The 26,431-nt window shown below is 63.8% G+C and carries 16 protein-coding genes; 6 read left to right on the plus strand and 10 right to left on the minus strand.

The annotated features are described in order from the left end of the window. The first annotated feature begins 164 nt into the window (after positions 1-164). The 3 genes from recO to parC all read left to right on the plus strand — a co-directional run bounded on the left by recO (position 165) and on the right by parC (position 3,704). On the plus strand, positions 165-908 hold the full coding sequence (gene recO / locus C8N35_RS08155; RefSeq protein WP_107989197.1) for a DNA repair protein RecO: 744 nt from the start codon (positions 165-167) through the stop codon (positions 906-908). A 100-nt stretch (positions 909-1,008) separates the two neighbouring features. Further along, positions 1,009-1,329, plus strand: a complete 321-nt coding sequence (locus C8N35_RS08160; protein ID WP_107989198.1) for a hypothetical protein — start codon at positions 1,009-1,011, stop codon at positions 1,327-1,329. A 98-nt stretch (positions 1,330-1,427) separates the two neighbouring features. Next, a complete protein-coding gene (gene parC, locus C8N35_RS08165) occupies positions 1,428-3,704 on the plus strand; it encodes a DNA topoisomerase IV subunit A (RefSeq protein ID WP_107989199.1) in 2,277 nt (758 codons plus the stop codon). Between the two features lie 59 nt (positions 3,705-3,763). Here parC and C8N35_RS08170 read toward each other — a convergent pair whose 3' ends face one another. From C8N35_RS08170 to dapA, 3 genes are all read right to left on the minus strand, one after another. Further along, positions 3,764-3,991, minus strand: coding sequence for a hypothetical protein (locus C8N35_RS08170; RefSeq protein WP_146177357.1), 228 nt, complete (start codon positions 3,989-3,991; stop codon positions 3,764-3,766). A 2-nt stretch (positions 3,992-3,993) separates the two neighbouring features. Next, positions 3,994-4,476, minus strand: a complete 483-nt coding sequence (smpB, locus tag C8N35_RS08175; protein WP_107989201.1) for an SsrA-binding protein SmpB — start codon at positions 4,474-4,476, stop codon at positions 3,994-3,996. A gap of 118 nt (positions 4,477-4,594) precedes the next feature. Further along, the gene (dapA, locus tag C8N35_RS08180; protein ID WP_107989202.1) at positions 4,595-5,473 is read right to left on the minus strand and encodes a 4-hydroxy-tetrahydrodipicolinate synthase; all 879 of its coding nucleotides are present in this window, start codon (positions 5,471-5,473) and stop codon (positions 4,595-4,597) included. Positions 5,474-5,748: 275 nt separating this feature from the next. Here dapA and C8N35_RS08185 point away from each other — a divergent pair, with 275 nt between their 5' ends. Then, complete coding sequence (locus C8N35_RS08185; RefSeq protein ID WP_107989203.1) at positions 5,749-8,073, plus strand: lytic transglycosylase domain-containing protein; 2,325 nt, start codon at positions 5,749-5,751, stop codon at positions 8,071-8,073. A 102-nt stretch (positions 8,074-8,175) separates the two neighbouring features. On the opposite strand, the gene C8N35_RS08190 is transcribed toward C8N35_RS08185, so the two are convergent. The 7 genes from C8N35_RS08190 to C8N35_RS08220 form a co-directional block, all read right to left on the minus strand. Continuing rightward, a complete protein-coding gene (locus C8N35_RS08190) occupies positions 8,176-9,378 on the minus strand; it encodes a porin (protein ID WP_107989204.1) in 1,203 nt (400 codons plus the stop codon). Positions 9,379-9,716: 338 nt separating this feature from the next. After that, positions 9,717-10,916 (minus strand): porin, encoded by a 1,200-nt coding sequence (locus tag C8N35_RS08195; protein ID WP_107989205.1) that lies wholly within the window; start codon positions 10,914-10,916, stop codon positions 9,717-9,719. Positions 10,917-11,446: 530 nt separating this feature from the next. Continuing rightward, positions 11,447-12,622, minus strand: coding sequence for a porin (locus C8N35_RS08200; protein ID WP_107989206.1), 1,176 nt, complete (start codon positions 12,620-12,622; stop codon positions 11,447-11,449). A 465-nt stretch (positions 12,623-13,087) separates the two neighbouring features. Next, complete coding sequence (locus C8N35_RS08205) at positions 13,088-14,329, minus strand: porin (RefSeq protein ID WP_107989207.1); 1,242 nt, start codon at positions 14,327-14,329, stop codon at positions 13,088-13,090. A gap of 366 nt (positions 14,330-14,695) precedes the next feature. Next, positions 14,696-16,855 carry a penicillin-binding protein 1C gene (pbpC, locus tag C8N35_RS08210; RefSeq protein WP_245926732.1) on the minus strand — a complete coding sequence of 720 codons (2,160 nt, stop codon included), beginning with the start codon at positions 16,853-16,855 and terminating at the stop codon, positions 14,696-14,698. Between the two features lie 9 nt (positions 16,856-16,864). Beyond that, entirely contained in the window at positions 16,865-22,381 is a 5,517-nt protein-coding gene (locus tag C8N35_RS08215) for an alpha-2-macroglobulin family protein (protein WP_107989208.1), read from the minus strand. Positions 22,382-22,549: 168 nt separating this feature from the next. Beyond that, complete coding sequence (locus tag C8N35_RS08220) at positions 22,550-24,010, minus strand: sigma-54-dependent transcriptional regulator (protein WP_107989209.1); 1,461 nt, start codon at positions 24,008-24,010, stop codon at positions 22,550-22,552. Between the two features lie 317 nt (positions 24,011-24,327). On the opposite strand from C8N35_RS08220, the gene C8N35_RS08225 reads away from it, so the two are divergent. Both C8N35_RS08225 and C8N35_RS08230 read left to right on the plus strand, forming a co-directional pair. Continuing rightward, complete coding sequence (locus C8N35_RS08225; protein WP_107989210.1) at positions 24,328-24,870, plus strand: peroxiredoxin; 543 nt, start codon at positions 24,328-24,330, stop codon at positions 24,868-24,870. Between the two features lie 316 nt (positions 24,871-25,186). Then, a complete protein-coding gene (locus tag C8N35_RS08230) occupies positions 25,187-26,116 on the plus strand; it encodes an isoaspartyl peptidase/L-asparaginase family protein (protein WP_107989211.1) in 930 nt (309 codons plus the stop codon). Positions 26,117-26,431: the final 315 nt, after the last annotated feature.

Here is a 26,431-nt window from a genome sequence, read left to right on the forward strand (position 1 = left end):
TTTCCCGACACGGGCCTCACACCATGGCGTTTACTGGTTCCCCGCCTGCGCGGGGATGACATCGAGCTTGGGGTGATCCGCGTTCGATGCATCACCATCCGCGCACGCCTCGCCCCTCCGCTCATTCTCCCCTCGCCCCGCGCGGAATCGTCTAGTCTCACCCCATGGAATGGACCGACGACGCCATCATCCTTGGCACACGAAGACACGGCGAAACCTCCGCGATTGTGGAGGCCATGACGGCGACACGCGGCCGGCATATGGGACTGGTGCGCGGCGGGCGCTCGCGCAAGATGCAGCCGACCCTGCAGCCGGGCAATTCCGTCCACCTCACATGGCGCGCGCGCCTCGACGGCCATCTCGGCAATTTCCAGGTAGAGGGCCTTGAACTGAGGGCGGCCGCCCTGATGGAAACGCCCATCGGCATCCACGGCGTGCAGACGCTGGCGGCCCTGCTGCGCCTGCTGCCCGAAAGGGACCCGCACCCCAACCTCTACGCCGCCCTTCAGGTGGTGCTGGAGCACATGGACGACGCCGGCCTCGCCGCCGCCCTGCTGGTGCGCTTCGAGCTGGAAATGCTGAACGAACTGGGTGTCGGGCTCGATCTTTCGGCCTGTGCCGCGACGGGCGTGACGCATGATCTCATCTGGGTGTCGCCGAAATCGGGACGCGCCGTCAGCCGCGAGGCCGGCGCACCCTATGCAGACAAGCTTCTGCCCCTGCCGGCCTTCCTGCACCGCCTGCACGGCACCAACGAGCCCGCGAGCGCGAGCCTTGAAGAACTGAGCGATGCCTTCCGCCTGACGGGTTTCTTCCTCGACCGGCATGTCTACGGTCCGCGCGAATTGCCATGGCCGACATCGCGCGAGGCGTTCGTGACCGCAATGAAGCGGGCGCTGGCACCTTAGAAAACACCGCTCCCTCCCGGATATCCGCAGCGTTCTCGAAACGGTTGATATTCGAAATTATTCAGTTACCTTACGTCATATTCATATTGGAGAATATCTTATGACCATTGAAACTTTTCGAGATGCTAACGATGCCCCGCCGCCCCCGGGCGGTCTGGAATTCTTCGAAACGAAAGATCTGATTTCTCCATTTGGCTACAAGGCCGTGGAAATCGACGGAACGTGGTTCTGGATGCCCGGAACGGAAGAAGACTACAGAAAGGCCGAGTCGGAGAGACTGAGACTGGAACCGTCGGACGTGGAGATCCGGTTGTCTTGTTACCAGACTGGCCCCAAGACCTGTGGCGGCATGTGTGGCACAGGGTTTTGCAGGTTGATGTTCAATCCAGCGCAAAATTTTTACTATTGCGCCTGCGGGTAGCGCAGCTTCGCGGCAAGTCGTTTGCGATTTGCCGCTTCCTCTCCCCTTCCGCGCTTTCCCGTCTTGCGCGATTCGGCGCCGCGCGGTAGCCAGAACACATGGGAAACGAGCTGATTCCGCCAGGAGGCGCCGGGGGTCCTGAAGGACCGGACGGCATCGAGCAGATCAACCTGCGCGAAGCGCTGGAAGAGCGCTATCTTGCCTATGCGCTCTCCACCATCATGCACCGTGCGCTGCCCGATGTGCGCGACGGCATGAAGCCGGTGCATCGCCGACTGCTCTATGCCATGCGGCTGTTGAAACTCGACCCCGGCCAGGGTTTCAAGAAGTGCGCCCGCATCGTCGGCGACGTGATGGGTAAGTTTCACCCGCACGGCGACAGCGCGATCTACGATGCCCTCGTGCGTCTGGCACAGGATTTCTCCCAGCGCTATCCGCTCGCCGAGGGCCAGGGAAATTTCGGCAATATCGATGGCGATAGCGCGGCCGCCATGCGTTACACCGAGGCGCGGCTGACCGAGACCGCCCGCCTGCTGCTCGAAGGCATCGACGAGGACGCCATCGACTTCCGCGAGACCTATGACGGTCTCGATCAGGAGCCGATCGTGCTGCCGGGCGGCTTTCCCAACCTGCTCGCCAACGGTTCCGCCGGCATCGCGGTCGGCATGGCGACCTCCATCCCCGCCCACAACGTGGCGGAGGTTTGCGACGCCGCCCTGCACCTCATCAAGCACCCGGGCGCACCGATCGAGAAACTGGTGGAGTTCGTCAAGGGTCCGGACTTTCCCACCGGCGGCGTTCTGGTGGAGGATCCAGCCTCCATTCTGGAGGCATACCGCACCGGGCGCGGCGGCTTCCGCGTGCAGGCCAAGTGGGAAAAGGAAGACACCGGGCGCGGCACCTGGGTAGTGGTGGTCACCGAGATCCCCTACCAGGTGCAGAAGTCGAAGCTGATCGAGAAGATCGCCGAACTGCTGATCGCCCGCAGGCTGCCGCTGCTCGCCGATGTTCGCGACGAGTCTGCGGAAGACATTCGCGTCGTGCTGGAGCCGCGCTCGCGCAATGTCGACCCGGCGCTGCTGATGGCCTCGCTGTTCAAGCTGACCGAGCTTGAAAACCGCTTCCCGCTCAACATGAACGTGCTCTCGCGCGGCCAGGTACCGAACGTTCTGGGCCTGAAGGAAATCATCGCCGAGTGGCTGGAGCACCGCAAGGATGTGCTGATCCGCCGCTCCCGGCACCGGCTGGCGAAGATCGAGCACCGGCTTGAGGTGCTGGCTGGCTATCTCGTCGCCTATCTCAACCTCGACGAAGTGATCCGCATCATCCGCTACGAGGACGAGCCCAAACGCGAGTTGATGAAGGCGTTCGAGCTCTCCGACGTTCAGGCGGAAGCCATCCTCAACATGCGGCTGCGCTCCTTGCGCAAGCTGGAAGAGATGGAAATCCGCGGCGAGCACGACAAGCTGTCGGCCGAGCGCGACGAGCTGAACGCGCTGCTCGCCTCCGACGAACTGCAATGGAAGCAGATTTCCGGCGAGATCCGCGCAGTGCGCAAGTACTATGGCCCGGAAACCGAACTCGGCAAGCGCCGCACGCAGTTCGGCGAGGCCACGGATATCGACGTGGAGGAAATCCACAACGCCATGATCGAGCGCGAGCCGATCACGGTTGTCGTCTCGCAAAAGGGCTGGATCCGGGCCATGAAGGGCCACATCCAGGATACCTCCACTCTGTCGTTCAAGCAGGGCGACGACCTTGCCTTCGCCTTCCCGGCCGAGACGACGGACAAGCTGCTTGTGTTCTCCACCGGCGGCCGTTTCTTTACGCTGACCCCCGACCGTCTGCCGGGCGGACGCAGCCAGGGGGAGCCGATCCGCCTGCTGGTCGACATGGACCAGGATCAGGACATCGTTGCCGTGTTCGTGCACAAGCCCGGCCGCAAGCTGCTGGTGGCGGCGACCGATGCGCGCGGCTTCGTGGTGGGCGAGGACGACGTCCTCGCCAATACCCGCAAGGGCAAGCAGGTGCTGAACGTCTCGGCCAGCGAGGAAGCCAAGATCTGCGTACCGGCGGACGGCGACCGCATTGCCGTCATCGGCATGAACCGCAAGCTCTTGGTGTTCCCGCTGGAACAGGTGGGCGAGATGACGCGCGGGCGCGGCGTTCGCCTTCAGCGTTACCGCGACGGCGGCATTTCCGATGCGGTGGTGTTCAAGGCCGACGACGGGCTGACCTGGGTGAATTCCTCCGGTCGCAGCTTCACCCGCACGCTGGAAGAGTTGACCGACTGGTGCGGCGACCGCGCCCAGGCAGGCCGCCTGCCGCCCCCGGGTTTCCCGCGGTCCAACAAATTCGGCACGAACGGACTTTGAGGCGAAATCCGGCTGTTCAGGCAAGAGCCTGGAACAAGCGGCCCATCCGGGACACGCGCCTAGCGTGCACTCTCCGCCGGCCAGAACCCGGTCTTGGGGTCACGCCGCATGACGCGCACCTCGATTTCCGGCTCAAGGCATCGCGTGCACTTGAGGCCCGCGGCAACCTCCTCGAGGCTCGCTTTCTGGTCGAGCCGGTCGATATTGAGATAGCGCAGCCGCGCGCAGTTCGGGCAGCAGATGGCAAGCCGCGCGCCTTCGGCGTTGATTTCTGCGACGCTCGCCACGATCACCCCTTTTCCCGCAACAGGCGGCCTTTTTCGCGCTCCCAGTCGCGCTTCTTTTCCGTCTCGCGCTTGTCGTGCAGCTTCTTGCCGCGCGCGACGGCCAGTTCCAGCTTCGCCCGGCCGCGATCGTTGAAGTAGAGCTTCAACGGCACCAGCGTCATGCCGTCTTTCTGAACCGCTCCGAGCAACTTGTTGATCTCATGCTTGTGCAGCAAAAGCCGGCGCGGGCGCTTGGGTTCGTGGTTGAAGCGGTTGCCCTGCAGGTATTCCGGAATGAAGCTGTTGATGAGATAGATCTGGCCACCCTGATCGGTGGCATAGGACTCCGCTATCATGCTCTTGCCGGCGCGCAGCGACTTGACTTCGGTGCCCGTGAGCTCCAGCCCCGCCTCCAGCGTGTCCATGATCTCGTAGTTGAACCGGGCCTTTCGGTTTTCGGCGACAACCTTGCGGTTCGTCTGCTCGCTCGCCTTTTTCGCAGCCATCGCGATCACCCTTCGTGACGCATGAGGCCGGACCTCGAAACGAGTGCCCGGCCCCGCAATTATTTCGTGAACTCAAGCGGATCGGCGCAAGCGCGGAACGCCCGCTTCAGTCCGGGCCTCAGTTGATCAGGCCCGCATGCACCATCGCCTCGCGGATTTTCGTCTGGGTGGGCTCGGTGACGGGCACCAGCGGCAGGCGCAGGCGGTTTTCCATCTTGCCCATCAGCGACAGAGCATATTTGGCCCCGCCCGGGCTCGGTTCAAGGAACATCGCGCGATGAAGCGGCATCAGCCGGTCCTGATAGGTCAGCGCCGTGGCGAAATCGCCAGACAGGCAGGCCTGCTGGAACTCCGAGCACAGCTTCGGCGCCACGTTGGCCGTCACCGAAATGCAGCCGTGCCCGCCATGGGCCATGTAGCCGAGCGCGGTGCCGTCCTCGCCCGAGAGCTGGTTGAACTCCGCCCCCATCGCCTCGCGCTGGTCGGAGACCCGCATGATGTTGGCGGTGGCATCCTTCACGCCGACGATGTGTTCACAGTCATCGAACAACCGCTTCATCGTCTCCGTGTTCATGTCGATCACCGAACGCGGCGGGATGTTGTAGATGATGATCGGAATGGAGACGGCGTCGTTGATCGCCTTGTAGTGCTGGTAAAGCCCTTCCTGATTGGGCTTGTTGTAGTAGGGCGTAACCACCAGCACGCCGTCGGCACCCGATGCCTCGGCCGACTGCGCAAGCTCGATCGCCTCGATGGTGTTGTTCGAGCCGGCACCCGCGATCACCGGAACGCGACCACCGGCCGCATCCACGCACAGCTTCACCACGCGCTTGTGCTCATCGTGGGACAAGGTCGGCGACTCGCCCGTGGTTCCCACCGGCACGAGACCATGGGAGCCCTCTTTTATCTGCCAGTCCACGAAATCCTGAAAACCTTTCTCGTCAACCGAACCATTGCGGAACGGTGTCACGAGTGCGGTGTAAGATCCCTTGAACATTCTGGCTTCCTCTAGTTCTGCCGTTTTCCTGCCGCCTTCGCGCGGTTGGATAGCGCCGGACAATAGTCGTCCGTCGAAGCCTCGGCAAGCCGCGGTTTCGGCGCAGGTGTGGGTGTTTTCCCGCCTTGCTTCGGCCACACAAATGCCGTGGCTCGGGCGAGTTTGGTAAACGCGGCGTTAATCGGTCGCGATGTAGCATCGTCGCGACGTTGATCCGGCGATTTTGGGGCCGCCAACTCTCTCCCAATGACTTATGCCAAATGCGAGACGCATGAATGGCCAATTCCATGACACGCATGACGCGCGATCCCCGGTTCAAGGACCAGGGGCGCCCCGGTAGCCGCGGCCTGTTGATGCGCACGGGTCTGCGCACGGTGCTGGCCGCCGCCCTTGCCGGACCGCTCGCCGCCCTGCCCTGCCTGGAGGCAGCCTACGGCTTTGAACGCTCCAGCACGATGCCACGGCCGAAGCCGCAGGCAGCAACGCCCGCAGCGGCGGCGGAAACGGCCACGGACGCAATCACCCAGATGGTTGCGGGAACCACGCCCGTGCCCGACCGCAAGCCCGAGATCACCGGCGCGATCGCCTATGCGGATCCCGCGCCTGCGCCCGCTTACACCGTTCCCACGCCCACACGTTCGCCGTTGCAATCGGAAGACGAGGATGCGGCGGAGACCAGCGGTATCGCCGCGCCCGACAGCGCTGGCTCCGTTGCCCAGCTGAAAAGTGCGCTGGACGCCATCGACAAGAACGACGTCGCCGCCGCCATGGCGATTCGCAACCGCATGTCGCCATCGCTCGACCGCCGCATCATCGACTGGCGGATCATCATTTCCGGCGATCCGATCATCCCGTCCGCCTTCATCACCCGGTTTGCCCGCGAGGCGCCGCATTGGCCCAATGCCAAGCTGATGCGCCGGCGCGCCGAGGTGGCCTTTGCCCGCGAGAAGCCGGAAGACCGGGCCGTTCTCGCCGCCTACCGCAGCGCCGGACCGATCACGCTGACCGGCAAGGTCGCCTATGCGCGCGCGCTGATGGACGCGGGCAAGACAAACGACGCGGCCCGGATCATCCGCGAAATCTGGCACACGGATACCTTCGACGAAGGTTCCGAGCGAATGATCCTGCGCGATTTCGGCTCCCTCCTGCGCACCTCCGATCACGACCGCCGGGTTGAGATGCTGCTCTACAGGGAACGCACCAACGATGCGCTGGAACTGGCCGGCAAACTCGGCTCCGCGGAACGTGCCTATGTGAAGGCACGCGTCGCGGTGATCCGCCGGGCCAAGGATCAGAAGAAGCTGATGGACGCCGTTCCGCGTTCGCAGCGCTCGCGCGCGGGCTATGTATTCGCCCGCATTCAGATGCTGCGCCGCGCGGGCGACGACCGCGCCGCCGTCAACCTGACACTGAAGGCGCCGACCAAATCGGAAATGCTGGTCGATCCGGACGAATGGTGGATCGAGCGGCGGCTTGAATCGCGCATGGCGCTTGATCTGGGCGACGCGCGCGCAGCATATGCCATAGCCGCCAATCACGGCGCCGTTTCGCCCGCGAAATATGCGGAAGCCGAATTCCATGCGGGCTGGTACGCGTTGCGGTTCCTGAAAGACGCACGACGCGCCGAACCGCATTTCCGCAACATCGCGCGCGTCGGCACGACGCCGATCACCACATCGCGCGCGCAATACTGGATTGGTCGCGCCCTGGAAGCGCAGGGAAAGAAGCAGGCGGCTAACGCGGCTTATAGCCAGGCCGCCATCTTCGGCACCACCTATTATGGCCAGCTTGCCCGCACCCGGCTTGGTATGGCTCAGGCAGCCGTGCCGCACGCCCCGAAGCCGACCGCGACCGACAGGCTGGCGTTCGAGCATAACGAGCTGGTTCATGCCATCCGGCGCATGGACAAGGCCGGCCAGTTCGACGAGACGACACTGCTCTTCCGCACTCTGGCCCTGACCCTGCCGACCGCAGGTCAGGCCGCGCTTCTGGCGAAACTTGCGGAGGATCGCGGCACGCACCAGCTGGCGCTGATGGTCGGCAAGCTGGCGGCGGGGCACAACAACGATGCCGCCCCCCTCGCCTTCCCCACCGAGGCGATCCCGCGCAAGGCGAGGATCTCGGCGGTCGAAAAGCCGGTGGTCTATGCCATCGCGCGGCAGGAAAGCGCGTTCAATCCGCAGGCCAAAAGCAGCGCCGGCGCGCTGGGGCTCCTGCAGCTCATGCCCGGCACCGCAAAGGCGACCGCCCGCAAGGCCGGCATGAAATACTCCAAAAGCGCCCTGACAAACGATCCCGCCTACAATGCCACGCTTGGGGCGGAGCACCTGCGCGAACTCATCGACGAGTTCGACGGCTCCTACATCATGACGTTCGCCGCCTACAATGCCGGGCGACGCCGCGTCTACGAATGGGTGGAGCGCTTCGGCGATCCGCGGTCCGGCAAGGTCGACCCGGTGGACTGGGTGGAGCGCATCCCATTCACCGAGACGCGCAACTACGTCCAGCGGATCACCGAAAACCTGCAGGTCTATCGCGCGCGCATCGACGGCAAGGGCCTGAACATCGCGGCGGATCTCTCGCGCGGCAAGCCGAACTGAGCGAGCCCCGCCCACTGGGCGATACGACCTGACAGACGGCAAAGAAAAAGGCCCGGCGGAACACCTCCACCGGGCCTTTTCATTTCGGATTTGAAGAGACGATCAGAACGTGCGCTGAACGCGGAAGACGCCGACGAACGTGTCGTCGTCCAGATTGGTCGCCCGGCCACTATCCAGGCTCCAGTCGGCACCTTCGTATTCGAGTTCGGCGCCCATCAGGAAGCCCGCAACCGGCGACCAGACCAGATTGCCCTGCACACCCCACTGATCGATATCCAGGTCGTCGCCAACTCCGCTCATGTCGTAGCGCGTGTAAGTGGCAGTCAGTGCGGAAGAGAGCGTCGGCATCCAGTAGTGCGTAACGCCGCCGCCGAAGCCCCAAGCCTTCGCCGACTTGAGTTCGTCGCCCGAACGGACGAAATCCGGGAAAACCGCATCTTCATGCACATAGCGCAGTGCACCCTTCGAATACGCGCCCTGGAAACTGACCGTATCGCCGGGCGCCAGCATCGGCGCATTGAATGTGACGCCAGCTCCGACCGCGAAACCGATCTCGGAATCGCCGATTCTGGAATTGCCATAGACCTGGTGCAGAGCCCCCATGACCTGTGCCGATCCCCAGCCTTGATCGACACGCAGGTTGGCAACCAGATCAGGCCACTTGTGACCACCGTACAGATCGTTTTCGCTCGACGCATCAAGCGCGCGCACCGTCTGATTGCGCACGAAGGTCGCATCTTCCGCGGACACCGTGGCCGAGAAGCCGTTGCCGAAGCCGTAGGTGTAGGCGAACAGGTTCGTGCGGTGATCCGAGAAGCCCTGCTGGATGATCGAGCCCCAGTTATCGCCGGTGTAGAAGTCGAAGAACGACTCGGCGCGACCGAAGGTGAACCCGCCGAACTGGATGAACCCATCGCGGAGCTCCACCGCTGGGTTGCCATTGTCGCCCGAGTCGCTCGTGAACCACAGGTCGACGAAGGTGCGCAGCAGGCCATACTCGGTCTGGGTGCGCGAGTCGAACTTCACATACGCACGCGCACGGGTCGTCGTGGCGTTGCCGTTGCGCGAGCCCCAGGCTCTGTTGCCGTCGTCGGCGAAGTCCTGGAAACGCAGCTCGACACGCATGCCGCCCTGAATGCGCAGGCAGGTCTCGGTGCCGGGGATGTAGAAGTAGCCGGCGCCATAGGCATCGCAGACACGGACGTAATCGACCGGCTCGGGAGCGGCAGGCAGGTCCGCCGCCCGCGCGGCACCGAGGCCAGCAAAACCGGCAAGGCCGGCGAGCAGCAACGTGTTCTTCTTCATGTGGTTGATTCTCCGAAACATTCTCGAGGGCCAACGGATTGCCCTCGCATCAAATATCTGCGCGGAACCTAAAGGCCGGAACAATTCGGGACAACGGAAGTCTTGCTGATCGCGCGGTATGAACATGCATTCGCGCCACAGTGTGACGGATATGAAACATATATTTTAAACATGGCAGGAAAACGAACCGCACTACCGGGACTGTCTCCAACCACATCAGCCTTCGCTGGACGCGGCCCGGCACAGACCTTTCCGCCCTCCCCCAGCGCATACCCTTCCCGGCACAAAAAAGCCCGGCGGATTTCTCCGCCGGGCTCCCGTATCGGATCTTTGAAAGATCAGAACGTGCGCTGAACGCGGAACATGCCGACGAGATCGTCGTCGTCCACCAGGGTCGTACCGGCGGTGTCGCGGTCGTAGTCGTTCTTCAGGTACTCGAGCTCGACACCCATCAGGAAGCCGGAGACCGGCTGCCAGGCCAGGTTACCCTGAACGCCGAGCTGATCGACGTCATAGGTTGTGCCGTAGCCGTCAAGCGAAGCGTAGCTGGCGGAGAAGCCGGACGTGATCGTCGGGGTCCAGTAGTGCTTGAAGCCGCCGCCGATGCCCCACGCCGTGGTGGCGTCGACATTGCCGTTCTTGATGACAGCGTCGTACTCGAGGTTGGACGAGACGTAAGCCACCGCGCCCTTCGCATAAGCCGCCTGGAAGGAAACGGTATCGCCCGGCGCGATCATCGGGACGTTGAAGGTCACGCCCGCACCGATCGCGTAGCCGACTTCCGAGTCATTGACGGTGCTGTCGCCATAGACCTGGTGCACGGCACCCATGATCTGAGCCGACCCCCAGCCCTGATCAACGCGCAGGTTGGCGATGAGATCAGGCATCTTGTGGCCGCCATAGACGTCATTCGCGTCGCCGTCAGCGTCGAACGTGCCGTTGCCGATGATGCCGCGGGAGAACGTGCCGTCTTCAACCGACACCGACGCCGACAGACCGTTGCCGAAGCCGTAGGTGTAGGCAAAGACGTTGGTCTCGTGGTCGGAGAAGCCCTGGTCGAGGATCGAACCCCAGGCGTCGCCGGTGTAGAAGTCGAAGAAGCCGTGGGCGATACGGCCAAAGGTGAAGCCGCCGAACTGGATGAACCCGTTCTCGAGCGTCACGGACGCGGAGTCGTTCCCCGAATCCTGGGTGAACCACAGGTCAACGAACGTGCGCAGCAGGCCGTATTCGGTCTGGGTGCGCGAGTCGAAGCGGACATAGGCACGAGCGCGGGTCGTGGTGGCGTCGCCCTCACGGGAACCCCAAGCCGAGTTGTCGTCGTTTGCGAAGTCGCGGAAACGGAATTCCACGCGCATGCCGCCCTGGACGCGCAGGCAGGTCTCGGTACCCGGAATGTAGAAATAGCCAGCACCGTAGGCATCGCAGACGCGGACGTAATCGACCGGCTCGGGAGCTGCCGGCAGATCAGCCGCCTGGGCGCCCGCCACAGTGCACAAGCTCGCAGCAGCGGCCGCGAGAACAAGCGATTTGGTCATTTGTTGACTTCCATATCAAGAAAGGGAGGACGCCGTTGCCGGCGCCGTTGCCTCAATGGGTGCAACTTACCTTCCTCCGCCTGCTACGCAATCGCAGATTCACCAAAGCAGCCCCCACTCACTTACATTGAATGGCACAGTTGCACGAAAGTCACGGCTACCGCGACGGGACCCGTAAAAAGTTACCACCATATATTTCCGGTTTGTTTCGAAAGCTTTTCTGAAGAAGACAAGCGGATTCACTTACCGTACGCGTCAGGAGAGACAATTCCGAGGATCAGGAACGGAAAGCACCACACCGGACTATTCCACCATGAGCGACATGATCGGTCAGCGAGACAACACACTAGCCTCGTGGAACGGCAGCTTTCCACCAGTCGCCCACCACTCGCGTGAGCGCTGGACGTCAGCGGTGCCGGATTGACCACACAAGGGTACGCGCTGCGAACGGGGGACAACCGCGTGTGAACACGAAAAAGCCCGGCGGATTTCTCCGCCGGGCTCTCATATCCGATCTTTATGAGATCAGATTAGAACGTGCGCTGGACGCGGAACATGCCAACCAGATCGTCATCGTCGGCGATCGTGGAGTTGCTGTCGTAGTCCTCGTTCAGGTACTCGAGCTCGACACCCATCAGGAAGCCGGAAACCGGCGACCAGACCAGGTTGCCCTGAACGCCGATCTGGTCGACGTCGTACTCGCTGCCGTAAGCGTCAAGCGACGCGTAGCTGGCGGTCAGAGCAGACGACACGGTCGGGGTCCAGTGGTGAGTGAAGCCACCGCCAATGCCCCAAGCCGTCGCGGCATCGACATCCGTGCCGTTCTTGATCACGCCGTCGACGTCAAGGTTCGACGAGACGTAGGCAACAGCGCCCTTCGAATAGGACGCCTGGAAGGAGACGGAGTCACCCGGTGCGATCATCGGAACATTGAAGGTCACGCCGGCACCGATCGCGTAGCCGATCTCGGAGTCGTTGACGGTGCTGTCGCCATAGACCTGATGCAGGGCACCCATGACCTGGGCGGAACCCCAACCCTGGTCGACGCGCAGATTGGCAACGAAGTCAGGCAGCTTGTGACCGCCATAGACATCAGCATCAGCCGAGTTCTTCAGCTCACCACGGGAGAACGTGGCGTCTTCGATGGACGCCGACGCGGAGAAGCCGTTGCCGAAGCCGTAGGTGTAGGCGAAGACCGTCGTCTTGTGATCGGAGAAGCCCTGGTCGAGGATCGAACCCCAGGCGTCGCCGGTGTAGAAGTCGAAGAAGCCGTTGCCGATACGACCGAAGGTGAAGCCGCCGAACTGCACGAAGCCGTTCTTCAGCGTCACGCCCGGGTTGTCGCTGCCCGAATCCTGCGTGAACCACAGGTCAACGAACGTGCGCAGCAGGCCGTATTCGGTCTGGGTGCGCGAGTCGAAGCGGACATAGGCACGAGCGCGGGTCGTGGTGCCATTGCCCTCACGGGTGCCCCACTCCGAGTTGCCGTCATCGGCGAAGTCGCGGAAACGGAGTTCCACGCGCATGCCGCCCTGAACGCGCAGGCAGGTCTCGGTGCCCGGGATGTAGAAGTAGCCAGCGCCGTAAGCGTCGCAGACGCGGACGTAATCAACCGGCTCCGGAGCCGCCGGGAGGTCGGCCGCCTGGGCGCCCGCCACGGTGAACATGCTCGCGGCAGCAGCGGCGAGAACAAGTGTCTTGGTCATTAGTTCGCTTCCATATCAAAGCAGGTGGGACTTCAGGTGCGAGATCCCCTCCTCGCAAGCCGGAAGATACCCAACGTAGTTTTCAGCGCAATCGAAGAAGCGCTCAAGGACGCCTACCCGCGTTACATTCGGAGACACAGTTGCAAGAAAGACACGATTCCCGAGCGGTCAGTGCTATTCTTCTCCTATTAAGCAATATATTTAAATAAACCGCTACGTCAGAACTCCGTATTCATGTTTTTTCTACTGATTCAAATCGATGTATGATCGTATTCGCATCCCCTATGGAATCGTATAGTTTTTCAAATGGAAATTTAATATTAATGATAGAGACCCGATTATACAAAACGGCGCGCCGTACCATGCCGACGCGCCGTCTCTTAGTCTGCAATATCGCGTTCCTAGACGAAAAAAGCCCGGCGGATTACTCCGCCGGGCTCTCGGATCCGATCTTTTCAGATCAGATTAGAACGTGCGCTGGACGCGGAAGACGCCGACCAGATCGTCGTCGTCAGCCAGGCCCGAAGCGGTATTCCAGTCGAGCGACTCGTATTCCAGCTCGACACCCATCAGGAAGCCGGAGACCGGCGACCAGACCAAGCTGCCCTGAACGCCCCACTGATCGACATCGATATCGGCAGCCGCGCCGAGATCGTTGCTGAACGAAGCGTAGTTGGCCGTCAGAGCGGACGACAGGGTCGGGGTCCAGTGATGGGTGATACCACCGCCGATGCCCCAGCCGGTCGACGTGTCCATGTCCGTCGTGGTCAGGCCGACGGCATCCGGCATCGCGGCCGCTTCATGCACGTAGCGCAGAGCGCCCTTCGAGTAGGCACCCTGGAAGCTGATCGTGTCGCCCGGAGCAAGCATCGGCGCGTTGAAGGTCACGCCAGCGCCGATCGCCCAGCCGATTTCAGAGTCAACCAGAGGACCGTAGTTGGTGGTCACACCAGCAACCGTACCGGTGTACGCACCGCCGTAGACCTGGTGCAGAGCACCCATGAGCTGGGCAGACCCCCAACCCTGGTCGACGCGCAGGTTGGCAACCAGATCCGGCCACTTGTGACCGCCGTAGGCGTCATTGGTCGCAAGGGTATTGAAGCCGGTACCGAGAATACCGTTACGAACAAAGGTCGCATCTTCCGCGGACACCGTGGCCGAGAAGCCGTTGCCGAAGCCGTAGGTGTAGGCGAACAGGTTCGTGCGGTGATCCGAGAAGCCCTGCTGGATGATCGAGCCCCAGTTGTCGCCGGTGTAGAAGTCGAAGAACGACTCGGCGCGACCGAAGGTGAAACCACCGAACTGGATGAAGCCGTTCCACAGCGTCACGGACGGCGTCGTGCCGGTGCCGGAATCACCCGTGAACCACAGGTCAACGAAGGTGCGCAGCAGGCCGTATTCGGTCTGGGTACGCGAGTCGAAGCGGACGTAAGCACGCGCACGGGTCGTCGTGGCGTTGCCGGTGCGGGTGCCCCACGCCGTGTTGCCGTCATCGGCGAAATCACGGAAGCGGAATTCGACGCGCATGCCGCCCTGGACACGCAGGCAGGTCTCGGTGCCCGGAATGTAGAAATAGCCGGCGCCGTAAGCGTCGCAGACGCGGACGTAATCAACCGGCTCCGGAGCAACCGGCAGGTCGGCAGCCTGAGCGCCGGCAACAGCGAGCGTACCCGCCGCGGCGCCGAGGATGAGGGTCTTCATAGTCATTTCCTGACCTCCAAATAGTAATCAAAAGGAAGAGGCCCGGGTCGTTTACCCAAAGTTCCGACCACTTCCGTTTCCCCGCGATTTGCGTCTTGCGTCTTTCGCACCAGCACATGCCGTAGAGTCGAAAGACGAAGTAGCAGAGACACGACGTTCCCGCCGTTCGCAAAGCCACAATATCCAGATCGTTCGCCCGTTCAACTGACAACGACCGCCACGGCAGGCCAAAGCGCCGCTTTTGGGTCACGGTGTTGCAGGAACGACACGAACACCAAGCTGAACTTAAGCTTTCGATAAGAAAATATGTGTTTCAAATAACTATTTGTTCAAACTGTTCGTCTTCTAGTCGTGACAATTATGCCGGATTCCCTAGCGAATCTCCACGCGAACACGGGCCGACGCTCCGGTCGAATCAAGTACAGACAATGTCGCGAACCCGATACCTCGCGGTATCCATGAAAATTGTCTGCGATGTACTGTCGTTGCGATTAAATGTTCATTTGAAAACAAGTAGAATGGCGGACGCCCCCGCGCGAGCCGGACCACCACGCCACCGATGCGCTGCGCGCCCACGGTTTCGATGTCGAGAACGGCGCCGTCGGGCGGAAACGAGATGGCAAGCCCCTCGCCCGCCCCCGAACCCCGGCGCACACGAACCTCGCGCAACGGCACAGGCAGTTCTGCCCCGGAAGCAGCTATCGCTCCGCGCGGCGCGGCGGCGAGCGGAACGGGCGGCCTGCCGAGGCGGGCAAAGGCATCCAGGAGTATGGGGGCGGCGGCACGGAACCCGGTCGCTCCGGCAATGGCCGCCCCGTCCGCACGCCCTGTCCAGACCGCGATCACCACTTCGCCGTCAAACCCCACGGCCCATGCATCCCGGTAGCCGTAGGACGTCCCCGTCTTGAACGCGATGCGTCCGGCGAGGGAGGAGGATGGGACAGGCGTGCCGGAAAGGATGTCGCTGACATACCAGGCGGCCAGCGGGCTCAGCACATGCCGTCCGGTGCTAGCGGCCCCGGCAATCGCAGGCGAGGCCGATTCTTCACGCAAGGGGACGGAAAGCCCGCCGCGCGCAATCGCACAATAAAGGCCGGCCAGATCGTGCAGCGTCACGCCGATACCACCGAGCCCGATGGCAAGACCCGGCGCCTCCCCGGCAGGCAGTTCGGGCGCAACACCGGCCGCCCGCATCCGCGCCATCAGCCGCGAGGGGCCGACAGCATCAAGCATCGCCACCGCCGGCACGTTGAGCGAAAGCTCCAGCGCCTCGCGCACCGTGACAGTGCCACGAAACTCATGGTCGAAGTTCTTCGGTGCATAGCCGGAAATCGTCGTCGGCCGGTCTTCGATAAGGCTCTGGGGCGCGGCGAGCCCCTCCTCGAAGCCGAGCCCATAGATGAGCGGCTTCAGCGTGGAGCCCGGCGAGCGAACGGCCCGCGTCATGTCAATGGCGCCCTGACGATTCGCGTCGAGATAGCCCGGCGAGCCGACGGAGGCGAGAACCTCCCCCGTCGCGTGATCGACAGCGATGATCGCCACCGACCGTTTCGGCCCGAGCCGCCCCGCCCTCTCCCGCGCCAGATCCTCAAGACGCGCCTGCAGGCCGGCATCGATGGTCAACCGGTGGACGATAGCCTTCGGGGCGGCCGAAACCGCCCGGTCCGCGGCATGTGCGGCCAGCATCGGAAAAGGCCGGCGCCTGTCGGGCATGCGTTCGCGCGCCGCCGCTTCCGCCTCGCCCGATGCAATCACACCCGCGGAGACCATGCGGGCGAGCACCCTGTCGCGCGCCGCGCGTGCGGCTTCGTGATGGCGGTCGGGGCGGCGTGTCTCGGGCGATTGCGGCAACGCGACCAGAAGTGCAGCCTGCGCGGCGGTCAGCCGCTTCGGCTCCTTGCCGAAATAGGCAAGCGCGGCCGCGCGCACGCCTTCGATATTGCCGCCATAGGGCGCCTTCAGAAGATAGAGCGAGAGGATTTCGTCCTTGGAGAGCTGCCGTTCGATCTTCCAGGCGCAGAGAATCTGGTGGATCTTGCCGACCAGCGAACGTTCGCCGCCGCAGTCGAGCAACCGTGCCACCTGCATTGTCAGCGTCGAGCCGCCGGAGACGATCCGCCCGGAGGAAAGCCCCTGCCAGGCAGCGCGCAGCAAAGCCCGAAAATCGACGCCGCCGTGCCGGTAGAAGCGCCCATCCTCGTAGGCGAGCAGCATCCGCTCGAATTTCGGATCCACATCTTTTGCCGCAACCGTCAGCCGCCAGCGTTCGTCGGAAGCCGCGTAGGCCCGCAACAGCCGGCCGTCCCGGTCCAGCACCTCGACGGATCGGGAAATGGCGGAAGGTTCGGGGATCCCGTCGCCGATTAGGTCCGGCCCTATTGTATAAAGCGTGGCGCCGCAGACGATGAGGAGCCCGGCAACGCTTGCGCCCATCACCGCCAGGACATGAACGAGCCGACGGCGAGAGGGCTTCCCCGCCGGCCGCTGCCCCGGCCCCGGTTCGGCACCACCTGCCCTTGCGTGGCCGACCACGTCGGCCCCCTACCGATTCGGTCCGACGACCTCAACCCGCTCCGTCCCGGTGCGGGCGAAGCGGTCCGGCCTGTACATGTCCTCCACCTGGGCTGGCGGACGGGCATAGCTTCCAGGCGTCACCGCCCGCACCAGGTAGGCGAAGGTGGTGTTGCGCACGCCCGAACCATCGCGATCGAACGTGGCGACGAAACGGTCGTCCCTGAACTCGGTGTGCGTCACCTGGCTGTCGAGCGCCAGCCAGTCGAGTCCGCCGAGATCTCCGCTCCTGACGAGCCGCGGATTGTCGATCTCGAAGCCGGCCGGCAGCGGATCCACCACCATCAACCGCCCCGAGAGATCGTCGAGCGCCTGGACCCGCAACACGACGACCATCCGCTGGTTCTGCGCGACGGTGGCCGCATCCACGGGCTTGCCGTCGAGATCATAGGTCTCGCGCGTCAGCGTGAAGCCATTGCCTGCCGGCGCAAGCGGGCCGATCGCGGGACCGGTGACGGTGGTCGCCACATCGACCGCATCCGCACCGGCGTTGGAAACCTGCAGCGCCGCATTCATCAGCACCGCCCCGCCAAAGAGGCGGGTCGCCGGGCTCCCCAGAGCATCGCCATCCAGCGTCAGATCCGCCGCCTTGTCCTTTTTCAGCAGCGCATCGGCCGCGAGCAGCATCCACGCCTTTTCCTGCGTGCTGAGACGCGCACGCGCGGCGACATCGGCCGCGATCCGGTGTGTCAGGTCGTCGAAATTGAGATTGCTCATCCCCGAATCCGCGGCAAGCGCCAGAACGCCGGCCGTATCGCGAAGATAGGAGCCGTAATCGGACCGGTAGTGCCAGGGTTTGCCGTCGGTGGACCGGATTTCAGTGACAGCGGATGCGAAGGCCGTCTGAGCCCGGGCCTTCTCACCGTAAAGAGCCGCCGCAGCCCCCAACTGCGCCCGCGCAAGCGATGTGGCGAAGTCCGCAAGCTTGGTGTCGATGTAATAGCGGATGTCGCCGATGGAAGAGCGCCCCGCTCGCGTCAGCACGTAAAGCGCATAGGCCACATCCTCGCCACCGTCGTGGAAATCGGAGGCGTAGGCGAGACTGTTGGCGAGATTGTCGAGCGCCTGGGAATAGGCAAGGCTCGGCACGTCGTAGTCGGCCTCGCGCGCCCGCGTCAGGAAATCCGTGACATAGGCGTCCAGCCACAGAGAGCGACCCTCGTCATTCGGGCTCCACACACCGAAGGCGCCGTTGGAAGCCTGGTTGGAGAGAATCCCCGCAAGGGCCCTCTGCACCCGGTTACGAAGCTCCGCATCCTTCGTCATGCCGGAGGCTTCCGCCACCTTGTTGAGATAAAGAAGCGGCAGTGCGGCGCTGGTCAACTGCTCGGTGCAGCCATAGGGATAGCGGTTGAGCGAGGAGAGCAGCCCGACCACGTCGAGCCCGGCCAGCGCACCGGCGGAAAAGCTCACATGGGAGGCTTCCGGCCTCAGCCCGTCGAGCATGCTCGAGCCCAGATAGATCGACTGCCCCGGCACCAGCGAGACCACCGTTCGCCGTGTGACGTCGGGGGTCAGATCGCGCACGCCGAGCGCCAGCGTCTTGGTGGCGACGGGGCCGTCGGGACCGTTGATGACGAGGGTGAGTTCCGCGTCGCCGACGATCCGCCCCTCGATCGGCACGCGCACAGCCTTGTGCTCCTTGGCCGCCAGCTCGACGGTCAGATCGGAATCGGCTGCCGCGATGGCGATTTCCGGTGTCTCGGTGAAGGACAGCCGGTAGGTGCCCGCCGGCCCCTCCACGTTGTCGAGCTCCACCAGCATGCGGGAATTGTCGCCGGGATTGAGAAAACGCGGCAGGCTGACGGAAGCGACGACCGGATCACGCACGATCACGTCCGCGCTCGCATGCCCGATGCCGGCGGCGCTCCACGCCACCGCCATCACCTTCACCGTGCCGTTGAAGTCGGGAATGTTGAAATCAACGGTCGCCTCGCCGTCGTCATCGACCTTCACCACGCCGGAAAACAGTGCCAGCGGCTTCTGCGTCGGCGGCGGACCGTCTGCGCGAAGGCCCATGCCATCGCCACCGGAGCGGACCGCGCCGCGCGTCCCCGCCATGCGGTCGATGAGCTGGCCGTAGAGATCGCGCATCTCCACGCCAAGCTTGCGCTGGCCGAAATACCAGTCGTCCGGTGCCGGCGGCTCGTAACGGGTGAGATTGAGAATGCCGACATCGACGGCCGCGACCGTGATATAGGCCTCCTCGCCCGGCGCCAGGTTGGCGAGCTTCACCGGCACCGCCAGCGTTCCGTTCGGCCGCATGGTTTCAGGTGTCGACAGCTCGATCGAAAGATCGCGTTTGCCCGGGTCGACGTCGAGCCAGGTGAGCCCGATCGCGCGCGAGGGCATGCGCTTGGCCGCGATGTCCATCGGCCGGTAGAGCGTGACGGTCACATAGGCGCCCGGACCCCAGGCATCGGTGACCGGAAGATCGACGCTCGTCTCCTCGGCTCCCTTCACCTCCACCAGCTTGGTGTCGATCAACCCGTCGGCCATCACCGCGATCAGCGCAATGCCGCCAAAGCGGGGCTGAAGCCGGAGCTTGGCGACCTCGCCGGGGCGATAGCGCTGCTTGTCGAGGCCGACCTCCAGCACGTCGGGCGTATCGGCGCTCGCCTTGGCCACGTACCAGCCGGCGGAAAACTCCACGCTGGTGGCCGTCTGGTCCGGCCCGCCGGAAATCTCCAGCCTGAACCGTCCCCAGTCGACAGGCAGTGACAACCGGCCGGGATCCCTCGCATCGAGATCCAGCGTACCGGCGGAGATACGCCGCGTGGTCTTGACCGCATCAAACTGCCAGGAACCGTTGGCCTTGAACCACTGGTAGTGCGTTTCGATCTTCGACAATGTCCAGGCGACGTCCTTCGCCGCCATCCGCTTGCCGTCGCGCCCGGCGAGAATGACGTTGAATTCGGCCGGCCCCCCTTCGGCGACCGAATCCTCAAAGAGCGGGCGGATACCGATGCGCGAGCTGTTCGGCATGACCTCGCGCGTCAGCGTCCGCTCCACATAGCGCCCGCCAGCATCGACCAGCCTCGCGACCACGTCCGCCTTGGAAAGCTGCGTATCGACGGGGCTGTCGGGAAGCGTCAGGTCGAAGGAAAGCTTGCCTTGCACATCCGTTTTCAGACCGGCCGGCAGGGACGCGGAATTGGGATAGGCCTCCTCATCCGCAAGGCCGAATTCGTAGCCCTTGAAGGCGGACCACTCACGCGTCGGACTGAGCGTGACCTCGCCTTCAAGCTTCATGCCGGCAGCAGGCGCGCCATAGAGATAGTCCGCCTTGAGCGAGATCGTGGCGGGCACGTCCGGGTCGAGCCGGTCCGCTTGAGATTCCAGCTCGAAAGCCACGCGCTCGGGCTCGAAATCCTCCACCAGGAAACTCACGTCAGCGAGCGCATCGCCCTTCGGATCGGCATAGACGGCAAGCGACCAGGTGCCTCGCATCGCACCGGACGGCAGCTTCAGATCGACCGCGTGTCCGCCAAGCCCAGCATCGGTCACGACGGCCCGGCGCTGCTCCACGCCATCGGGGCGCTTGAACACGAAGGTCAGCGGCACGTCCGGCTGGGCCATCGCCTTGTCATCACGCGCCAGCGCAACGGCATGCACCGTGGCTCCCGGCCGGTAGACCCCGCGCTCGGTATAGGCGAAGACATCCATCGGTCCGGGCGCGGGCCGGCCGTCGACACCACGGTCAGTCAGATCGAAAGGCGCCTTGGTGAGATCGAGGAAGGCATAGTCGCCCCCCTTCACGTTCGCATTCAGCACCGCCGGGCGATTCCCGCCGGTACCGCGCGCAAGGCCGGGATCGAACGTCGCCTGCCCGCCAGCGTCCGTAACCGCGCTGCCCAGCACGTCGTTGTTGGCGGCCACCAGTGTCACGGTCACACCCGCGACCGCTTTGGCGGTCGAGAGCGAGCGGACGAAGACATGCAGCCCGTCGCGTCCCGAATAGGAGGTCAGCCCCAGATCGGAGACGATGAACCACTGTGTCGCGAAAGGGCCCCACTGGTTGGAGCGGTCATCCGGCACCTTGGCGACCAGTGCATAGGCTCCCGGCTTCAGATCGAGGCCGATATCGTCGAGCGGGATAGCGGTCGTGACATCCTGGTTGAGTTTCGAGCCGACATCGATCTTGCCTTCCCAGACCTTGGAGCCGACATCGTCGGCCATCTGGTCGGCGCGCCAGGAATTGAGCTGGTCGAGGAAATTCCCCTCCCGCACGAGCCCGGCGAGCGCACGGTCGCTCACCCGGTAGATCGTCCCGGTCAGTTCCCTGGTGTTGACAGTGACGACGGGAATGGTCGGATCGTCTCCCCTGGGCAACACATAGGCCCTGCCGACAAAGCGAACCGACGGCGCCCGGTCGCGCACGTAGACCGTGAGATTGGCGCCCTTTTCCAGCTTCTCGCCATCGGCCGCCGGAATGCCCGCCCGTACGGAGATGTCATAGCGCGCGCCATGCCGCACGCCATCGACGCAAATCTGCGCGTCTTCCACCGTGACCGAGGTGCCCGGCGCACCAAGCACGGAGACAAAATCGGCGAGGTTCGGCCGCAACGTCTGCAACTTGTCCGAAAAGATCAGGCAGATGCGCGGCGCGGCCGCATCCGAATCCACCTGATGCTCGACGATGCGAAAGCCATATTCGGCGACCAGCCGGTCATAGTCGCCGCGAAGCCGCGCATCCTCGCGAATGGCAAGCGCCGCGCGATAGCTGCGGATGGCGGGTTTCCAGAGCTGGCGCGCCTTCAGCGAGACGGCCAGCGCTTCCAGCGACTGGATACGCGTATCGTCATCGGCCGAGCTGAGATAGGCGTTGACGGCGGCCGCCGTCGCGGTTTCGCGCATGCGCTGCTGGTCCTGCCAATCCTTCGGGTTGGCGGAATTGGCGGCCTTGGCCGCGGACAGCCAGAGATCGGAGCGTTCGCCGGCGAGCACAAGCGCGCGGCCGAAGAAGGTCACCGCTTCAATCGGGTGGCCGGACGCCATGGCCCCTTCCGCGTTGCGGATCAGTGCGTCGAGACCGAGGGAGCCGGGCGTGTAGCGTGTGGCGAGGCTGGCGGCGAAACGGTCCGCCTCCTGGCGCAGCGAAGAGGGCAGATAGTCCAGTTCCGCCCGCCGCGCCTCGCTGTCACGGGGCGATGCCTGCGGCTTGACCTCCACCACCCGACCGGCGACCGCGCCTGCAAAACGCCGCAGGTCGCCGAAATCGCGCTTCAGAAAGCACCAGCGGGCGCTCTGGTTGTAGGTGAAGGCCTTGCATTCGGGATCGTCGAGACAGACGGCCTTGCAGGCTTCCAGATCGACGTCTTTCGCGGTCCGATAGTCGGCACCGAAATAGTCCGCATCCGGAACCGTGACGATCCGCTTTTCCGCAGCGGTTGCCGGTATGGCGGTCAAAAGCACGGCGCCGATCGCCGCCGCAGCTCCCATCATGGCCGCTTTGGAGGCAAACCGCCGTAATTTTCCGCCACGCATGACGCTCTCTCCCGATTTCTTCGACCCGTTGCGGGCACCAGAGGGGCGATGCGACGTACGTACCAAAAGCCCCCGAAGCGTGAAACAGGGAGTGAAGACGCCTCGCGTGGAAAAAGCAAGGCGAGAGCGGCGTTTTACGCGCTATTCAAGCGGGGCGGCAAGGACGCGTCAGCCCGGCGTTCCCCAGCTTTCGCGCTTGCGGTAGAGCGTGGAGGGCGAAACCCCGAGCGTGCGTGCGGCGCGCGGCAACGATCCGTTGCAGGCCTCGATGGTCGCCTCGATGAACCGGCGTTCCATTTCCGCCAGCGTTTCGCCGACGGCAAGGCCAAGCATCGTGTCCCCCTCCGCTCCCTGCGGGCCGGGCTCCGGCCCACCCGCCGGATCGGCCTGCGGCTCGGCTTCAGGGGCGGTTGCCCCGGCGGGGTGCGCCACGCCGCTCGCATCGCCAGTCTCGCCGCTGATCCGTGCCGGCAGCATGTCAGCGGTGAGCACCTCGCCTTCATGAGCCTCCACGGCGCAATGAATGACGGCCTGCAACTCGCGCACATTGCCCGGCCAGTCATAGGACGCGAGCATCGCGCGCGCCTGCGGCGTGAGGCTGCGGAAACTCTTGCCCGCCTCCGCTGCCGCTTCGCGCAACATGCGCACCGCGATATCCACCGCATCGCCCTCACGCTCGCGCAATGGCGGCAGATGGATCGGCAGAACATGCAGACGATAGAACAGATCCTCTCGGAACCGCCCGGACGTCACCTCCTGCATGGGATCGCAGTCCGTGGCGCAGATGACCCGGACATCCACCGCCATCTCCCGCCCTGTGCCATGAGGCGTGAACCTGCCGGTCTGCAGGAAATGGAGGAGCTTCGCCTGAAGCTCTATATCGAGCGCACAGACATCGCGGATGAACAGTGTGCCCCCATCGGCCCTGAGTGCGGCCCCTCCCGGCCCGAACGTGGTGGCGGGTCCCGCATCCGGCGCATGGCCAAAGATCTCTGCCTCCAGCCGATCCGCCGGCAAATGCGCACAATCGAGAAAGACGAACGGCTCCTGCGCACGCGGCCCGGCCTGGTGGATGGCTTCGGCGCAGACTTCCTTGCCGGTCCCGCTCTCACCCGTGATGAACACCGTCGCGCGCGAACGCGCGACACTTTCCACCATCCGGTAGACCGAGCGCATCGCCACAGAGCGTCCAATGAAACCGAAATAGCCGGCGGGGCCCATATCCGGGCTCAGGTCTTCCACCGCAGCATGCAGGATAGCGCGCTCGCGCGCATTGCGCAGTGTCGTCGACAGCCGAAGAGCCTCCACCGGCTCGACAAGAAAGTCGAAAGCCCCGCGCACACGGGCGGCATCGACGGCTCCTCGTGCCGTGAGCACCAAAACGACAGTATGCGACAAATCGCGCTCCGCAAGCATACGGATCAGCGCCGCACCATCCATGTCGTCCAGCTCTTCGGCAACCAGCACGACCCGCTGGCACGCGCCTTCCAGAGCCTTGAGCGCGGTCGCTCCATCGGGCGCGGTCTCGACGGCGATCCCGGCCTCGCGAAGCGCGCTCCTGCGTGCGTCGTTCTCCAGCACTTCGCCCACGGCCAGCACCGGCGCGTTGCCGAATTCCCTATTGGTCATAGCTCGTCTCCTGGCGACCCCGTCTCGCCACACGCCGGCAAGGAGTCGACGCTCCCGGAGACTTACGCGAATCCCATTTTGCAAAGCTTAAGAGCGGTGACGAAATTGCGCCTATTGCGGATGGCAGAAGACCCCGCCTGCGACATATTGCACCCGCACAGTACATACCGCAACGTCAATGCAAGCCATTGCCATCACGTGACCATTCTTGAAGTGCATTGCACAAGACTCGTGCTTGACCTGACAGCCGCATCGTCCGAAATTCCCTCCGAACCCGGACTGCGAATTAGTCTACTTAAAAAAAGGAACCTACACCCATGTTTGCTCAGAAGCTTCCCGATGTGACCTTCCACACGCGTGTGCGTGACGAGTCCATCGAGGGGCCCAATCCGTTCCGCTGGGAAGACAAGACCACGGCCGACTATTTCGCCGGCAAGCGCGTCGTGCTCTTCTCGCTGCCCGGCGCCTTCACGCCGACCTGCTCCACCTATCAGCTCCCCGATTTCGAGAAGCTCTATCCGGAATTCCAGGCCGAAGGCATCGACGAGATCTACTGCGTCGCCGTCAACGACGCCTTCGTTATGAACGCCTGGGCGAAGGCGCAAGGCGTCGAGCACGTGAAGGTGATCCCGGACGGTTCCGGCGAGTTCACGCGCAAGATGGGCATGCTGGTCTGCAAGGACAATCTGGGCTTCGGCATGCGCTCCTGGCGCTATGCGGCGGTCGTCAACGACGGCAAGGTCGAGCAGTGGTTCGTCGAGGAGGGCTACTCCGACAACTGCGATACGGACCCCTATGGCGTCTCCTCCCCGCAGAACATCCTGGAGAACCTGCGCGCCCGCAAGACCGAGGCGGCCTGAGCACCCCAAGGTCCTTCAAGAACATCTGGCAATACCCCGGGCCACGAGGCCCGGGTTTTTTTGTGTGGTCAGTCGCAATGCGCGCGGTCATGCAGCGCCGCTGCGGCACGTTTCTTCAAGCCGCCAAGGCCATTGCATCGATGCGGAAACGGGCGCTATCACTTCGCGCCTCACCCCCGGGCCCGCCTTCGCCGTCCATGCGAGCCAGCCCTCGGACTTCACCCAACACGAAGCATCGCGCGAAAGGCCCACTGAAGCCGCGCCCCACGGTGTTTCATCCCCATCCTGCGGGACACGATTGCGGAGATACTTTGAAATGGCTGATTGCGGTTGGGCTCTGGCACTGCATGGCGGTGCGGGTACGATCCTCAAGGAAACGATGACGCCGGACCGCGAAGCGGGCTACCGGGCGGGCCTTGAGGCCGCATTGGCGGCGGGGCGCGAGGTGCTCTCGGCGGGCGGCAGCGCGGAGGACGCGGTCGTGGCCACGGTCATGGTCCTGGAAGACAATCCGCTCTTCAATGCCGGACGCGGCAGCGTCCTGACCAGTGCGGGAACGGTCGAGATGGACGCCGCGATCATGCGCGGACGCGATCGTGCGGCGGGAACCGTCGCCGGCATTCACGGCGTGCGCAACCCGATCTGTCTGGCGCGGAGGGTCATGGAACGGTCGGATCACGTGATGTTCTGCGGCGCCGGCGCGCAGGTCTTCGCGCTCGAGCAGGGTTTTGAGGAACTGCCCGCCTCCTATTTCGAGACCGAGCACCGGCGCAACCAGTTGCGCGAGGCCCAGGAGAAAAACGAGATCTCCCTCGATCACAACGACCACAAGTATGGAACCGTCGGCTGCGTGGCACGCGACCGCAACGGCGATCTGGCGGCCGCCACATCGACCGGCGGCATGACCAACAAGCGCCCCGGCCGGGTCGGCGACAGTCCGGTGATCGGTGCGGGGACATATGCCAGCAATGACGGTGCTGCGATTTCCGCGACGGGCCACGGCGAAGCCTTCATCCGCGAAACGGTGGCGCGCGATATCGCGGCGCTGGTGCAGTATGCCGGGCTCGACCTGACGGAAGCGGTGCGGCGCAAGGTGATGGTGGACCTGCCCCGCATCGGCGGCGACGGCGGCGTGATCGCCATCGCACCGGCGGGCGCTCCGGTCCTGATGTTCAACACGCGGGGCATGTACCGCGCATCGGCTTGCGAAGGCGGCGATGCCAAGCTGGGGATCTACGCCGACTGAGGCACCATCTGCCCCATCGCGTCCGCGCGCACCCTGTCCGCGGACGCGATGGGGCCCTCCTTCGGGACGACCCACATCCCACGTGCCATCACGCGAAACTCTCACGCCACCCGATTTTTGGGGAATAAAGGGGCATCATTTCCTGCTCGCCAACGTCGCCATACGGCACGTGAGCCGTAAAACGCCTTATATTTCAGATATCTCATTTATTTAAGTCAAATATACATCATATTTCATGATGAAAAGTCATGAGATAATTGTAAAACCACATAAGATACATAGAAGATAAATTTAGATACATATATCTAATTATAA

Origin of the sequence: Breoghania corrubedonensis (genome assembly GCF_003053845.1) — a bacterium.
In the GTDB taxonomy this organism is placed as follows: Bacteria; Pseudomonadota; Alphaproteobacteria; order Rhizobiales; family Stappiaceae; genus Breoghania; species Breoghania corrubedonensis.

Coding starts and splice junctions, on each gene's coding strand:
- recO (WP_107989197.1), top strand. CDS start 165: ATGGAATGGACCGACGACGCCATCATCCTTGGCACACGAAGACACGGC.
- C8N35_RS08160 (WP_107989198.1), top strand. CDS start 1,009: ATGACCATTGAAACTTTTCGAGATGCTAACGATGCCCCGCCGCCCCCG.
- parC (WP_107989199.1), top strand. CDS start 1,428: ATGGGAAACGAGCTGATTCCGCCAGGAGGCGCCGGGGGTCCTGAAGGA.
- smpB (WP_107989201.1), bottom strand. CDS start 4,476: ATGGCTGCGAAAAAGGCGAGCGAGCAGACGAACCGCAAGGTTGTCGCC.
- dapA (WP_107989202.1), bottom strand. CDS start 5,473: ATGTTCAAGGGATCTTACACCGCACTCGTGACACCGTTCCGCAATGGT.
- C8N35_RS08185 (WP_107989203.1), top strand. CDS start 5,749: ATGGCCAATTCCATGACACGCATGACGCGCGATCCCCGGTTCAAGGAC.
- C8N35_RS08190 (WP_107989204.1), bottom strand. CDS start 9,378: ATGAAGAAGAACACGTTGCTGCTCGCCGGCCTTGCCGGTTTTGCTGGC.
- C8N35_RS08195 (WP_107989205.1), bottom strand. CDS start 10,916: ATGACCAAATCGCTTGTTCTCGCGGCCGCTGCTGCGAGCTTGTGCACT.
- C8N35_RS08200 (WP_107989206.1), bottom strand. CDS start 12,622: ATGACCAAGACACTTGTTCTCGCCGCTGCTGCCGCGAGCATGTTCACC.
- C8N35_RS08205 (WP_107989207.1), bottom strand. CDS start 14,329: ATGACTATGAAGACCCTCATCCTCGGCGCCGCGGCGGGTACGCTCGCT.
- C8N35_RS08215 (WP_107989208.1), bottom strand. CDS start 22,381: ATGCGTGGCGGAAAATTACGGCGGTTTGCCTCCAAAGCGGCCATGATG.
- C8N35_RS08220 (WP_107989209.1), bottom strand. CDS start 24,010: ATGACCAATAGGGAATTCGGCAACGCGCCGGTGCTGGCCGTGGGCGAA.
- C8N35_RS08225 (WP_107989210.1), top strand. CDS start 24,328: ATGTTTGCTCAGAAGCTTCCCGATGTGACCTTCCACACGCGTGTGCGT.
- C8N35_RS08230 (WP_107989211.1), top strand. CDS start 25,187: ATGGCTGATTGCGGTTGGGCTCTGGCACTGCATGGCGGTGCGGGTACG.